Genomic DNA, 13,278 nt, shown 5'->3' with positions numbered 1-13,278 from the left:
TGCAATGGTTGTAGATCACCCCAGCGGCATTGATGGTGCGCTTGAGATGTCGATTCCGCTTGCTTTGATAGAGTTTGAACTTCAGAGTTTTCATGCTACTACTGTATATCATATAGATATATAATGCAATGAAAAAGAGTGTCTTTTTTCGACTGACTGATGAAGAGTTTGAAAAACTAGAAGCCTATTGCGAATCAACAGGTCGTTCCAAATCAGATGTTTTGAGAGAACTCATCAGAAGCCTTAAGATCAAGAAAAAGCCGTCCTAGAAGGACGGGGCTTTAGACCCAGTTCCTCGGTAAGCAAAATTGACTATACAGGAGTCTGAGGAGGGTTTCCGTCCCAATCGGGGCAGGTGGGGGAGTCACTGCCGTAGGGGTGCATGGCACAGACGAGCAAGGTTCCGTTATACACTTGACCATGATAGTGGTGACACCCGATACAAGCGGGATGGGCTTCTAAACTGGGTTGCACTTGTTCAGTAAACAACATTTCTAGCTCCGGATTGGGGAATTCTTCCCAATCCGGTGGAGGGTCAAAGGGGAATAATAGGGGGGTGACAAAGCTTTCAAACCATTGATCCAGTTCAGTTTCTACTACGTCTTGGACTTCAAGGGCGATCGCCTCCGCTAACTCTCCCACTTCATTTACAAATTGTTCGACCTCTTGAGTTACGGTGTCAAACATTTCCCAGAATTCTTTTGACCAGTCTTCCATAGGCGTAGAGGAGGTTGTAAACGGCGACCTCTATTGTGACATACTCCCTAAACTTGAGCTATGACCATTAAGCCAGTGGGGGGCTAGGGGAATTGATAATCTTGACCAGTTAAGTATTAATGTTCTCTTCTAAAATTAACAGCCCCACGCTATACCCCCGGCGATTGTGAGAGTAAGTCACGAGTCTTTTTGAATGCGTCGGAGTTCTTCTTGCAGATTCTGCACTTGATCCCGCAAATTTTGCACTGGATCTGAAGGGGGTTGAGAGTTAGAGGCTGGTGGATCCTCATCTAGAATAATTTCAATTCGTCGGGGTTCTTTGGCATCTTGATTTCCCTCTTGAACTGAAGGGTGTTGTGCTTGTTGAATCCACTCATCCACCAGTTTAGAGGCTTCTTCGGTGGTAATTTCCCCCCGTTTTACCATTTCCTCGGCGAGTTTTTGGGCTTGCGATCGCAACTCTTGCAAACTCAAATTTGCTTTTTCTCCGGCATAGGAGGCAATACCTACACCGAGATAGAAGGCTTTTTGAACTAAGTTTCCGAAATCAGGCATAACATTCCTCGCAGGCTTGGGCGCTTCAATCCGGGTTTCTCTTTCTAGGATAAGCGGCAATTTCCCTCCTTGACTAGCCTGATGCCCGAACCTTAATGCCCCAAGCCAAAAAATTCTCCTCACCCCACCCAAGACCCAAACACGAAAAGACCCGGAGTTTACGCCTATCTGAAGCATCCCGTATTGCTGCCACCTTCCGGTTCTGACAAGGTTTGGGCGTTCAGATCGCGTAAGTCCGGATCGTTTTCCATTATAACACAGGTTTGGGGTATCAATTGTCCTAATCGAGAGAAAATCTCTGACCAATTCACGAGATGCTCAGGCTTCCTGAGCATTTTCAGAATTTTCTGTCCCTTTGGTTTTTTCCAATGCTCGCTTGAGACGTTTTTTCCGATCGGCTTCTAAGGCATCTTGTAGCACCCGTTTAGCCTGTTCCATCTTCTCCAAGTTACCTTGATAGAGTTCTAAGTCCTTCTGCAACTTGTCTATAGGTAAATGGAGGCCTTCTCCCAAAGATTGTAAAACCTCGTTGAGTTTCTTGTGGTCTTGTGCTGTAGCTGGACTGATTTTCTCAATCAAAGTGTACAGACCAATGGCAAATAGACGACTATATTTAAACTTGCGCTCCTGAGATGCGATCGCATTCAACACATCATATAAAGGTTGCGCCCCATCATAAGACACCAGTGTTGTATTCCAGTTCAGTAATTGATCCAAGGAGATTTTTTGGGCTAACTCTAGCAGAGTCCCTCCATCATTATGATACTGTTGGGGATCCGTTTCCACAGCCCGACACAAGGCCTCAAAAATAGAAATCCGATCCGCTTCTGGCTTATAACTTGACATAAAACGGTCGTAACTCGAAGCCACCCCTAAGCCATAAATGGGGTCATAGCTGAAATTCACATTCACTGAGAGCAAGTGCATCTCAACCATCAACTCTTCCACCACCCGACGATAGATTGAATTAATAGGGCGGGTATGATGGGTATAAAAATTTTGTTTAGTATCAGAAACAGTACGAACTTTATTCACAAAGTCAAATTATAAAGACGATACGGTGTTTCCATTGTCTCATAGGATTTTCCCTTTTTTCCCTAAATCTCAATATTCCCCATGCCTCATCCAATCCCTTTACGAAAACTCGGTCAATACGTGAAGTTCTCCCCCGCTAACCCTACGGGTATAACGGGGGCTTCTCAAGCCAACAAAGAGAGTTGAACTCCCACCATTGCTTGAGCTTCCTGCTTCACCGGCCGACCAACGTCGAAGCCTCTACAGGCAGGCAAGATGATCCCCACCTCGCGTAACGCCCGATTGAGAATGTTGATTGCCGCATTCTCATCCCTGTCCATTGCTTTCGTGAGAGTTGCCGTTGTGCCTTCGCTAGTTGTGCTTGCGCTCGGCGATAGAACTGCTGAATCGGGAACGTTTCACCCGTTGATGTGACAGCAAACTCTTTTAAACCCATATCCACTCCCACGGCGGTTTGAATCTCGTTGATGGGCAACAGTTCAGGAACTGATTCATCCTTGAGGGTGATGGACACATACCAACCATCCGCTTTTTTAAGCAAGGAAACTCGTTGAACCAAGAATCCCTCGCTTTTAGCGATGGGAGTGTCAAGACAAGGGGATTGACCCCAAAACAGGACGCGGCACTTGGGGGGCATTAATGGGACCCTTCCACTTCAGCAAGTGTGAAGACTATGCTTTGGAGTTGACCCAAGGCTGACCCGTTAAGCTTGTGTGCCTTGGATTAAGTGTTGAAGTTGTAGAAGTTTTCTTTTCCTCCCGGTCTACTAACTTTGTAATTCTTATTTTTTGGCGGTGTTTTCCCCAAAATATTCCCCAACTTTTCCACAGGGTTAGGGTGTTTTTCCACAGTTTACCCAAAGTTTTCCACAGGAGGATCTCTAGAATCATCTTTTTTGTGCCGCAGGAGGGATTTTACCCTTCGCCAAGAGGGAGGGGTTTTATACGGAGTTCATGTAAAGTTGAGTAACAGAAAAAATTCTTTAACCCTTGGTTTTTGGTAAATCTTTATTTTTACCAAAGAAATTTGTAACATTTCTCAGCATTGACAAAGCTGGGGTTCTCTCCCGAAATAGGTATAGGGGATAAATATTTGTCTAGCCAAGACAATACACTTGTTCTGATATGTAGACTCCATGAATCCCCCGTTGAAAAGTCGGATCTCCCCTTCTACTTCCTACAGCCCGGTGAGTCCGTGAATCGTCCGATTCTCTACCCCTAGAAACCCGAGAGGTATTTATGAAAACCAACATCAGCATTCTGGCGGAAATTCCCGAGGAACTGCACGCTTCGCTCAAAACCTATTTAGACACTCACCCCAACTGGGATCAAGATCGGGTATTGGCGGCGGCATTATCCTTATTTTTGTTACAGAGGAATGACGATTCTAGTTCCGAGACGCTGGGCGATTCTAGTTCCGAGACGCTGGGCGATCGCACCCTAAACCCTAACTATCGTGCCGCCGACAACTATCAAACCTGTGCCAAAGTTTACCTTGAAACACTCTTCCACTCTTAGGTAGAATGGAAAGTTGCTCTTAACTTCAGTCCCGACCTATGCTTGATAGTCTTATTGTGGGCGCCGGAATTAGCGGTCTTAGCGCGGCTCACACACTCCAAAAACAGCAAACCCAGTTTTTAGTCACCGAAAGTCAGGGAAGGGTTGGCGGTAACATCACAACCAATCGGCAGGGAGAATATCTGTGGGAAGAAGGCCCCAACAGTTTTGCTCCAACAGAAGACTTGCTACGCCTGGCCGTAGACGTTGGCTTAAAAGATGATTTGGTCTTTGCAGATCGCCGTCTCCCCCGTTTTGTTTACTGGAATCAACAGTTAAACCCGGTCCCCATGAGTCCGCCTGCTGCCCTGAAAACCCAATTGCTCAGTGAGCGGGGTAAATGGCGGGCTGCGTTGGGAGCATTAGGTTTTGTGGGGGGTTTAGTGGGTCAAGAAGAAGAAACCGTGCGTCAATTTTTCACCCGTCATTTAGGGACTGAAGTTACAGAACGCCTAGTCGCCCCCTTTGTCTCCGGTGTTTATGCGGGAGATGTGGATCAACTGAGCGCCCAGGCAGCTTTCCGCCGGGTGTTTGAATTCGCCCAACTGGGGGGGGGATTACTGGCCGGCGGGATTTTAGCCCGTCGTCAAGCCCCCCCTAAAGCCCCACGGGATCCCAGTTTGCCGGAAACGAAAACGGGACAACTGGGATCGTTTCGAGAAGGCTTGGAAATGTTGCCTCGGGCGATCGCATCTCAATTAGGCGATCGCCTCAAACTCCACTGGCAACTCACCCAAATTGAAATCACCCCCCAACAAACCTACCTCGCCCACTTCAACACCCCCGACGGTCCCCAACAAATTGCCACCCGCACCCTAATCCTCACCACCCCCGCCCCCATCACCGCAGACCTCCTAAAACCCCTCACCAGCCCCCTAAGTCGGGTCTTAAAGGAAATCTATTATCCCCCCGTAGCCTGCGTCGTTCTCGCCTATCCTAAAGCCGCCTCAGTGCATCCCTTAAAAGGGTTTGGTCATCTCATCCCCCGCCAACAAGGAATCCGCACCCTCGGCACCATCTGGTCATCCTGTTTATTCCCCGGACGCACCCCCGAAGGAGAATATATGCTCACCAACTTTATCGGCGGAGCCACCGACCCCGGAATTGCCCAATTAAGCCCCGAAGAAATCGCCCAAGCCGTCCATCAAGACCTCTCTAAAATCTTCATCCGACCCGAATTTAGCCCCAAAATCCTCGCCGTCCGTCTGTGGAAACAGGCCATCCCCCAATACACCCTAGGGCATCTCCAACGACTCGCCACCCTTGAGCAGGAACTCAAAAAATTCCCCGGCTTACACATCCTAGCCAACTATACCGACGGCGTAGCCCTAGGAGATTGTATAAGACGCGGCATTGCAGTAGCCCAAAATATTCAATGATACAAGCCAATAACACCCCCTCCCTCATCATCCCTCAACTCATTGTCGGGTTAGGAAATCCTGGAGCCAGATACGATAAAACCCGCCATAACATCGGCTTTGAAGCCTTAGATTGCCTCGCTCAAACTTGGCAACTCTCTTGGCAGAATAATAAGCGCTTTAAAGGTTTTTTTAGCGAGGGACGGAGCATCACCGGAGAGAAAATTTATTTACTCAAACCCCAAACCTACATGAACCTTTCCGGCGAGTCCATTCGTGCCGTCGTCGATTGGTATAAAATCCCCCCAGAATCCATTCTGGTGATTTATGACGACATGGACTTACCCGTTGGACGCTTACGGATTCGCCTATCCGGGTCTGCGGGGGGGCATAATGGCATAAAATCCACCATTGCTCACCTCGGCAGCCAAGACTTTCCCCGCTTGCGGATTGGCATCGGTAAATCTGGGGAAGACAAGGAAACCGTTTCTCATGTTTTAGGCAAATTTGCCCCCTCGGAGAAAAAGGTCATGGCTGAAGTATTAGATTGGGTCGTGAGCGCCGTGGAATTGAGTTTAAAACAAGGGTTAGAAAAAGCTATGAGTCTTTACAACGGCCGCGTCGTTGGCGAGTAGTTTGTTCTGTATATCCCCCTTCCATCCAACCCAGATCAACCCTTGATTCTTCCTAGATTTTGAGGGCAGAAACCCCGTGAATACCCTGTTTTTTCTTTTTCTGTAAAGCTTGCAACGCCTCTTAAATCATCAAAAATAACTCTAGCTAGAGCATAGGCTAAATTAACAGGTACAGCATTCCCAATCATCTTATAAGCAGAAGCTAAGTTTTGATAGTCAAAAATAAAGGAGTCAGGAAATGTCTGGATTCTGGCACATTCTCGAATGGATAACCTCCGATAAGGATAGGGTGAGTTAGGGTCAAAGATAAAGTGATCTTTCTCCACATGAATCATTTTATTAGCCTGGGGATGAATAGAAGCATGACGACCTCCCGCTTGAATGGTGAAAGACGGCTCATCCCAACATCTTACTCGATTACGGGATAGGTAAATTGTGGAGAATCCTCCGGTCATATATTCATGATTGGGAACAATACATTGACTTCCATTGGTTTTATTTTTTTCTTGGGCAGGAAGGGCTGACTCTTTTAAATCCCAGATAGTATCTTTGAGGGTTAAATGATTAGGATTAGGCTCAGGAAAGGTAAATTTTTTGTTTAAGCTGACATGATATCCCACCAAAATGACCCGCTTTCGGTCTTGGGGAACTTGATAATCTTTACCATTGAGTAGTTTTAAGGAAACAATATAACCCGCTTCTTCAAAGGCTGCCAGAATATTTTTTAACGCGGCTTCATGTTTTTTGTGCAGGATACCCGAAACATTTTCAGCCAAGAAAAACTGAGGTTGTTTGTCTTGTAATATCCGAATATATTCTAAGAATAATCGACCCCGTTCATCTTCAATGCCCCGTTGACATCCCCCCTCACTCCAACTCTGACAAGGTGGCCCTCCGATAATTCCTGTACAGTTAGGGATTTCTGCTGAGGGAATTTTTCTAATATCCCGACGATCTAAGAAAGTTTGGGGGTGATTTTTTTCGTAGGTTGACCAGATTTCTTTATCATATTCGTTAGCCCAAATGATATTAAATCCAGCTTGCCGAAATCCAAGATCCAATCCTCCACATCCGGCAAAAAGGGCGACGATGTTGGGTTGAGAAAGATTAATCATAGGTTAAAATTTTTCTAAACCCTTTATTCTACTCGCACGAAGGCTGCTATTGATAACCGCTCGTCGTCGATGTCTAATTGTAGAAGACGGGCGGTAATACCTTGTTGGGTTAAACTGTCAAGGTCTAAGCGACTGTTGAGGGTGGAGAGGGCGATATTGGCGAACATGGGGGGGAGGGGATTGTCGTTGAGTAAGATGGTGGCTTCGCTGAATTGAATGCGTCGGCCTTCTTCTACTATGAGTTGACCTGTGATGTCTAGGGTTAATTCGGCGCTGTCTTCCCCGGTGGTGTCAAAGGAGCGGGCTTGGAGTTGGAGACGAAGGCGATTATCGCCTAGGAATTCTAGGTTGAGGTCGGAGAGTTGGTATTGTTGGGGGGTGGTGCTAGGAAGGTTACGGGCTAAGTTGGTGACGATGCTTTGTAGGCGATCGCGCAATGCCGGAGATTGTAAAGCCTGTTTGAGGTCGGCTTCAGTTAAAACCAGACGTACAGCCCCTTGTAAAGGTTGACGCAAGGCATCCCGCCAATTACTCCCCCCTTGGCGTAGTTGTTGGAGATCAACATTGAGGGGATCCGTTTCGAGTTCTAGGGTATCAAGTCGCAAGTCTGGGGTGAGGTAAACGCCTCGGCTGGCCAGACGGACTCGATCCACTTTGCCCCGTAGAAGTTGATGACTGGGGGTGTTATCAATGCGCACGGCGAGGGTATCAACACCAGCCAGCCTTGAGCGTAAATTACTTTCAACAACACTCTCAACAATGAATCCAGTGGGGGTTGCACCGGAGAGTAAACCTGTGAGCAATATAACAATCCATTCCATGATGTTCTTGATGAGGGGATGCCTTCTATCTTACTCGTTGCCTTGGCTATCTTCAGGAGGGGTAATCTGTTGTTGTTGGGCTAAGAGGGTTTGCACTAAGGCCTGAACAATCGCTTGGGGATCGTCGCTCTCAATGCCAGCCTGTTGAGCAATGGCATTTCTCAATTCCGGTTGTTCTGTCATGCGTTCTACCAATTGCTCAAGGGTTAGCACTTCTTGCCCTTCCCCGACATCTGGTGTGAAGGGAAGAGAGGACAGACCCGGCTCAGAAACACCTACATCGGGTCCATCGTATTCCCAGACTACCCCCTGACTTTCTCGTTGGAAGAGTTGAGAGGCGATCGCATAAGCCACCGCCCCCACTTCTGCCCAACCCTTTTCTAAATACTGGGTTTGCACAGCCAGTAACTCTAAACGTCTTGCCAGTTCCAAGTTAGGAGCCCCAGAGGCTAACACCTTCCCCCCAAACCCTTGCAGCCAGTTCACCCACTGCACATAATTCACCCGTTCTTGACTTTGCTCAAAAAACTTCTGGACCCGGTGAGATTGCCAACCGTGAGACACCCCTTCCAATAACTGGGTAAAGAGAAACTCAAGATCACTATCACTGAGGGGGGAGGAGGGCGCAGGTTCGCTTTCCGGCGTAACCAAGGAGGTAGAAACACCCGTAGAGGTTGACCGACCGAAAAGACGCTGCCAGGCCTTTTTAATCCATTGCCAAATTTTGTGCCACATTACATTAATTTACGAGAAAGCCCCATAGCTTGAAAGACCCTGGGTTTGAATCAGGGGATGAAAAGCAACGGCGACTTGAGCCGCCTTTATGCTATAACAAACTGTTCACTGACCAAACTCCAGCCTAGCTTGCTCAACCAACTCCGCCGTCACCTCAGACAACTCCCCCTCTCGGGCCAACTGTTCAATGCGCTGACGAGCTTGAGAGCGGACAAAAAAGGGAATATTTTTTAACTTGACCTTCGCCTCCGGAGTCCAGCGTAGGGACTCCATAAAATTCACATCATCCACAATTCCTAACTCCCTTGCTTATCTTCCACCTTCGGAGCCGGAGGTTTCTTGAAAAAGCGCTCCAAATTCTGAGCCAACACTCCAGCCGTCACGACCCCCATCCCAATCCACTGATTAAAGGTCAAGGTAGCCCCAATAATCGCCGCCGCCATTAAAGACGTAAACGCCGGCCCGGTTGCCCCAAAAATCGAAGCCCGTGCTGCCCCAATGTAGCTAATCCCGATATTATTGGCCAAGTAGCTCAACAAGGTTAAGCCACCCAACACTAGACCGCTAATTAGTAAATTCACCCACATGGCTGGGTCAATATCAATCTTCACCACATCTGGTAAAGGTAAATAGAGCAACAGGGGCAAACTAACCAACGTAAAGACAAAAATCACAAAGAAATTCACCACACTAAAAGGAATCGGGTGAATCTTCTTCATACAAGCCTGAATTAATAACACATGGAGGGCAAACGTCACCCCAGAGAGAATGGCCATCACAATCCCAAACGTTGAGAGTCGCACCGCTCCCCCCCCCGACGGCAACTGAAGAATCACGACCCCGGCAAACACCGTCAAAGAGGCAGCACTGCGCACTAAAGAGGGTTTTTCTCCGAAAAACAGCCAACTCAGGATAACTGTCACCACCGGGAAGATAAAGAACAACGTCAGAGCTACCCCCGGCGATAAATCCCCCAGTGCCATGTAAATAAACGCCGAAGAGGCAAAGAGGAAGAACCCACAAGCAATCATTTGACTAAAACCCGCCCAGTCCTTCGACTGCAAATAACGACGGATATCCGACCAACTACTGGGATAGAGAACTTGCGCCAAAATTGCCATACATGGCACCACAACCACCATGCGCAAAAAGAGAATCAACAAGGAATTGCCAAAACCGGGCGTAATAAACCCGCCAATTTCCCGCCAGCCGAAAATGGTCGAAGGCGAGAGAATAATCCGAATGACCACATTCTGCAAAGACAAGGCCAAGGAAGACAGCAAGACCAAAATAAACCCTAACTGCAACTGAGATACAGAAACCTTTTTCTTGGCAGGAGGGGGCGCAACGGGAGTTCTGGGAAGCACTGGGGGCGTTTCAGCAGCCGGGGAAGTGGGTTCTGGGGGCAAGGTTGGCAACTCCACCGCAACCGCCCGATCTTGGACTCGCTCCTGACCCCATGCTGTCTCAAATCTGGGTGGTATCGGAGCCGAGGGAGGGATTACCGGGTCTTGGGTTTGCAGTTGTTCCCGCAAACGATTGACTAGGGCATCTAGAATAATTTCCCCTTGTTGCTCTAAGCTATACATCTGTCCCAACTGCTGAGACAAGGAACTCTGATAACTACTAAGGTCTTGTTGCAGAGTGCGAAAAGTTGCTCTTAAGGTTTCATCTAAAGAGGCAATTAAGCGATAACTTTGTTGATTATATTGACCTAAATTGCCGTTAGACCATTGAACCTCGCTGTCTAAAGGGTTGTAGTCTAAACGGCTTTGGAGGTTTTGTAAAATCTGTTCCGCTAAAGCCGGAGCCAGTTGTTTGGCTAGGTCTTGTTGTTGACTCAGTTGCTCTTGCCGTTGCAATTCTAGTTGCTCGGTTTCGGCTAAGAGGCGGGTTTTACGGTTTTGGAGTTGGTCAATTTCTTGGGACAACTGAAGCAGTATATTCTGCTTAAGATGTTCCAATTCTGCCGTGAGTTGCCGTAAATGGTCTTCTGCGATGTTCGGATCGCCGTGGTTGAAATCCGGTTGTTTATCCAGTGGCCCCATCTATCTCTACCTTGTACTTGCGTGAATGCCAATTTTTTCTAGACTGGGAGAAAATTTGAGTGATTCAGCACTGTTCCAGACATTGTATTAGAGGTTCTTGGGGAATCGCTAGAGAATTTGCAGAAATTATAGAAACTGCGGGTTTCTCTCACTTTTTCCTCTAGCACAAAATAGTAATAATTCGCAAAACGTAAAGAACTGTGAAGTACTTTTTTTTATCCGATGGTTGGTTAGTGGGCCGTGTGTGGGAGTTTGGGGGATTGTGGGATGAGAGTGCCTGGCGACGAAGACCCCAAATTCAGCGCCTGAACTTGGGCATGATTGAACATGGGGAGAAATTATGGCTCTACCAAGCCGAAGAGGCGGTTTTAATGGTGGAGGTTAAGCCCTCTAGTCCCCTTGGGGTAGGGTCTAGCATTGGTCAAGTCGTCCTCAGACGCTTGATGAGTGCGGATCAAGCCCTAGAGCGTTTGACCAAAGCAGAAGACCTATTTAATCCATTAAATTCAGACCATTCCCAGAGTCCGATCAATTGACTTGCATTCCGTTCTCAGAATCGTTTACACTTCTTTAAACGATTCTTGAGTTTTCTCAGAAAATCCTGAATCCTTAGCTCTTGAGTCTTCTTCACTGAATGGGACGAGAGCGACAGAATCTCTAGTTCCTGAACCAGACGAAAGAGCCGAGATGCAGTATTTTCTCATTCATGATAAAAAACACAATATTTTCAACAGGAGGAGCGTAGTCAATGGGACTACCTTGGTACAGAGTCCATACAGTCGTCCTGAATGATCCAGGCCGTCTGATTTCCGTTCACCTGATGCACACTGCTCTGGTGGCAGGTTGGGCGGGTTCTATGGCACTATATGAACTGGCCGTATTCGATCCCGGCGATCCCGAGTTAAACCCTATGTGGCGACAAGGGATGTTTGTACTTCCCTTTATGTCTCGGTTGGGTGTCACCTCCTCTTGGGGGGGGTGGAATGTCACAGGTGAGGCTTACACGGATCCCGGTTTTTGGTCTTTTGAAGGAGTGGCGATCGCTCACATCGTACTCTCCGGTCTGTTATTCTTAGCCGCTTGTTGGCACTGGGTCTATTGGGATCTCGAACTCTTCAGAGATCCCCGCACCGGAGATCCCGCCTTGGATCTCCCCAAAATGTTTGGCATTCACCTGTTCTTATCTGGTTTACTCTGCTTCGGTTTCGGAGCTTTCCACTTGACCGGACTCTTTGGACCCGGGATGTGGATTTCCGACCCCTACGGCCTCACCGGTCATGTTCAACCCGTCGCCCCAGAGTGGGGGCCAGCTGGCTTTAACCCCTTTAACCCCGGGGGAGTCGTGGCTCACCACATCGCGGCCGGGATTGTGGGGATTATTGCGGGTCTATTCCACTTGACTGTTCGCCCCCCCGAGCGCTTGTACCGGGCTTTGCGAATGGGGAATATTGAAACCGTGTTATCGAGCAGTATTGCCGCCGTGTTCTTTGCCGCCTTCGTGGTAGCCGGAACTATGTGGTACGGCAGTGCTACTACCCCCATCGAACTGTTTGGGCCCACCCGTTATCAGTGGGATCAAGGCTATTTCCAACAAGAAATTAGCCGTCGAGTCGAGACCAGTATTGCTGATGGCGCAACGCCCGAGGAAGCTTGGGCAGAAATTCCCGAAAAATTAGCGTTCTACGACTACATTGGTAATAGCCCTGCCAAAGGGGGTTTGTTCCGGGTGGGTTCAATGGTCAGTGGGGATGGGATTGCCAAAGGTTGGCTGGGTCATCCCGTGTTTAAAGATAGCGAAGGTCGCGTTTTAGAAGTGCGTCGGATGCCCAACTTCTTTGAAACCTTCCCCATCGTTCTCACCGATTCTGATGGTGTGGTGCGCGCTGACATTCCCTTCCGTCGCGCTGAGTCTCGTTACAGTGTTGAACAAGCGGGTGTCACCGTTACGATGTATGGCGGAGCTTTGAATGGCACGACCTTAACTGATCCTCAAGATGTCAAGAAATTGGCTCGGAAAGCCCAATTGGGTGAACCCTTCGACTTTGACCGGGAAACCCTCGGGTCTGACGGGGTGTTCCGCACCTCTACTCGTGGGTGGTTTACTTTTGGTCATGCTGTCTTCGCGCTGTTGTTCTTCTTTGGCCATATTTGGCACGGTTCCCGCACCCTCTACCGGGATGTATTCGCCGGGATCGATGCTGACATTGAGGAACAAGTAGAATGGGGTATATTCCAGAAATTGGGTGATACCACCACTCGGGTGAAGAAAGAAGGCACCGTTTAAACGGTCTGTCCTGAGTGACTGTTGAACTTTCGGGGGGATTGTCTACCCAACCGGAAAATTACCCTAGAAAATCCCCCGAACTGTGAAAGCTATCGGTTTGTTGTTACACTGATGATTAACTCCCTTACCCTCGCTCTGTTGGTCTGGTGGGGCGGATGGGTTAGGGAGTGAATCGCGGTTTGACCCAACTGGGCAAACTCTCAGAAGATTTGCACATTAAGCCTTTGGACATAAAATCATGGAAAGTGTTGCTTACATTTTGGTTTTGGCTTGTGGGATCGCCGTTCTATTTTTTGCGATCGCCTTCCGTGAACCTCCTCGTATTGAAAAGTAAATAATCCGATGGGGGATAAAGATGGGGAATAAATAACCAAGGGGATTTCAGCGAGTCTACCCCCTCTCCCACCCCCCTCCCCCCT

Annotated in this window: 16 protein-coding genes, 1 other RNA gene and 2 pseudogenes; 8 read left to right on the top strand and 11 right to left on the bottom strand. The window is 48.2% G+C overall.

The window, feature by feature from the left end:
- Positions 1-94, bottom strand: a pseudogene (locus tag K4A83_RS23570) (transposase); the annotation flags it as partial.
- A 34-nt stretch (positions 95-128) separates the two neighbouring features.
- Here K4A83_RS23570 and K4A83_RS23565 point away from each other — a divergent pair.
- Complete coding sequence (locus K4A83_RS23565; RefSeq protein WP_407810143.1) at positions 129-269, top strand: ribbon-helix-helix protein, CopG family; 141 nt, start codon at positions 129-131, stop codon at positions 267-269.
- A 43-nt stretch (positions 270-312) separates the two neighbouring features.
- Here the strand turns inward: K4A83_RS23565 and K4A83_RS18950 are convergent, their stop codons facing one another.
- The 5 genes from K4A83_RS18950 to K4A83_RS18930 all read right to left on the bottom strand — a co-directional run bounded on the left by K4A83_RS18950 (position 313) and on the right by K4A83_RS18930 (position 2,866).
- Positions 313-717 carry a hypothetical protein gene (locus K4A83_RS18950; protein WP_265266237.1) on the bottom strand — a complete coding sequence of 135 codons (405 nt, stop codon included), beginning with the start codon at positions 715-717 and terminating at the stop codon, positions 313-315.
- A gap of 177 nt (positions 718-894) precedes the next feature.
- Positions 895-1,272, bottom strand: coding sequence for a phasin family protein (locus K4A83_RS18945; RefSeq protein ID WP_265266236.1), 378 nt, complete (start codon positions 1,270-1,272; stop codon positions 895-897).
- Positions 1,273-1,417: 145 nt separating this feature from the next.
- Positions 1,418-1,514: signal recognition particle sRNA small type (gene ffs, locus K4A83_RS18940), an RNA gene on the bottom strand.
- Positions 1,515-1,590: 76 nt separating this feature from the next.
- On the bottom strand, positions 1,591-2,307 hold the full coding sequence (psb29, locus tag K4A83_RS18935; RefSeq protein ID WP_265266235.1) for a photosystem II biogenesis protein Psp29: 717 nt from the start codon (positions 2,305-2,307) through the stop codon (positions 1,591-1,593).
- A gap of 214 nt (positions 2,308-2,521) precedes the next feature.
- Positions 2,522-2,866 carry a transposase gene (locus K4A83_RS18930; RefSeq protein ID WP_265266234.1) on the bottom strand — a complete coding sequence of 115 codons (345 nt, stop codon included), beginning with the start codon at positions 2,864-2,866 and terminating at the stop codon, positions 2,522-2,524.
- A 32-nt stretch (positions 2,867-2,898) separates the two neighbouring features.
- Here K4A83_RS18930 and K4A83_RS23560 point away from each other — a divergent pair.
- The 4 genes and pseudogenes from K4A83_RS23560 to pth all read left to right on the top strand — a co-directional run.
- Positions 2,899-3,006, top strand: a pseudogene (locus K4A83_RS23560) (CpcT/CpeT family chromophore lyase); the annotation flags it as partial.
- 539 nt (positions 3,007-3,545) lie between these two features.
- Positions 3,546-3,824, top strand: a complete 279-nt coding sequence (locus K4A83_RS18925) for a DUF2811 domain-containing protein (protein ID WP_265266233.1) — start codon at positions 3,546-3,548, stop codon at positions 3,822-3,824.
- A 38-nt stretch (positions 3,825-3,862) separates the two neighbouring features.
- On the top strand, positions 3,863-5,242 hold the full coding sequence (gene hemG / locus K4A83_RS18920; protein ID WP_265266232.1) for a protoporphyrinogen oxidase: 1,380 nt from the start codon (positions 3,863-3,865) through the stop codon (positions 5,240-5,242).
- Positions 5,239-5,856, top strand: coding sequence for an aminoacyl-tRNA hydrolase (gene pth, locus K4A83_RS18915; protein ID WP_265266231.1), 618 nt, complete (start codon positions 5,239-5,241; stop codon positions 5,854-5,856). The genes hemG and pth overlap by 4 nt, the downstream gene beginning before the upstream one ends.
- Before the next feature lie 35 nt (positions 5,857-5,891).
- Here pth and K4A83_RS18910 read toward each other — a convergent pair whose 3' ends face one another.
- The 5 genes from K4A83_RS18910 to K4A83_RS18890 form a co-directional block, all read right to left on the bottom strand.
- Positions 5,892-6,971, bottom strand: coding sequence for a DNA cytosine methyltransferase (locus tag K4A83_RS18910; protein WP_265266230.1), 1,080 nt, complete (start codon positions 6,969-6,971; stop codon positions 5,892-5,894).
- 23 nt (positions 6,972-6,994) lie between these two features.
- Positions 6,995-7,792 (bottom strand): LmeA family phospholipid-binding protein, encoded by a 798-nt coding sequence (locus K4A83_RS18905; protein WP_265266229.1) that lies wholly within the window; start codon positions 7,790-7,792, stop codon positions 6,995-6,997.
- A 30-nt stretch (positions 7,793-7,822) separates the two neighbouring features.
- Positions 7,823-8,527 (bottom strand): hypothetical protein, encoded by a 705-nt coding sequence (locus K4A83_RS18900; protein WP_265266228.1) that lies wholly within the window; start codon positions 8,525-8,527, stop codon positions 7,823-7,825.
- Between the two features lie 105 nt (positions 8,528-8,632).
- Complete coding sequence (locus K4A83_RS18895) at positions 8,633-8,800, bottom strand: PCP reductase family protein (RefSeq protein ID WP_407810144.1); 168 nt, start codon at positions 8,798-8,800, stop codon at positions 8,633-8,635.
- A 23-nt stretch (positions 8,801-8,823) separates the two neighbouring features.
- Positions 8,824-10,575: a DMT family transporter gene (locus K4A83_RS18890; RefSeq protein ID WP_265266227.1), complete on the bottom strand. Its 1,752-nt coding sequence runs from the start codon at positions 10,573-10,575 to the stop codon at positions 8,824-8,826.
- 200 nt (positions 10,576-10,775) lie between these two features.
- On the opposite strand from K4A83_RS18890, the gene K4A83_RS18885 reads away from it, so the two are divergent.
- The 3 genes from K4A83_RS18885 to K4A83_RS18875 all read left to right on the top strand — a co-directional run bounded on the left by K4A83_RS18885 (position 10,776) and on the right by K4A83_RS18875 (position 13,193).
- Positions 10,776-11,111 carry a hypothetical protein gene (locus K4A83_RS18885; RefSeq protein ID WP_265266226.1) on the top strand — a complete coding sequence of 112 codons (336 nt, stop codon included), beginning with the start codon at positions 10,776-10,778 and terminating at the stop codon, positions 11,109-11,111.
- Positions 11,112-11,323: 212 nt separating this feature from the next.
- The gene (psbB, locus tag K4A83_RS18880; protein WP_265266225.1) at positions 11,324-12,859 is read left to right on the top strand and encodes a photosystem II chlorophyll-binding protein CP47; all 1,536 of its coding nucleotides are present in this window, start codon (positions 11,324-11,326) and stop codon (positions 12,857-12,859) included.
- A 238-nt stretch (positions 12,860-13,097) separates the two neighbouring features.
- Positions 13,098-13,193, top strand: coding sequence for a photosystem II reaction center protein T (locus K4A83_RS18875; protein ID WP_071525310.1), 96 nt, complete (start codon positions 13,098-13,100; stop codon positions 13,191-13,193).
- Positions 13,194-13,278: the final 85 nt, after the last annotated feature.

It is taken from the genome of Spirulina subsalsa FACHB-351 (assembly GCF_026130165.1).
Classification (GTDB): Bacteria; Cyanobacteriota; Cyanobacteriia; order Cyanobacteriales; family Spirulinaceae; genus Spirulina_A; species Spirulina_A subsalsa_A.
This window is presented reverse-complemented; position numbering and strand designations above follow the sequence as displayed.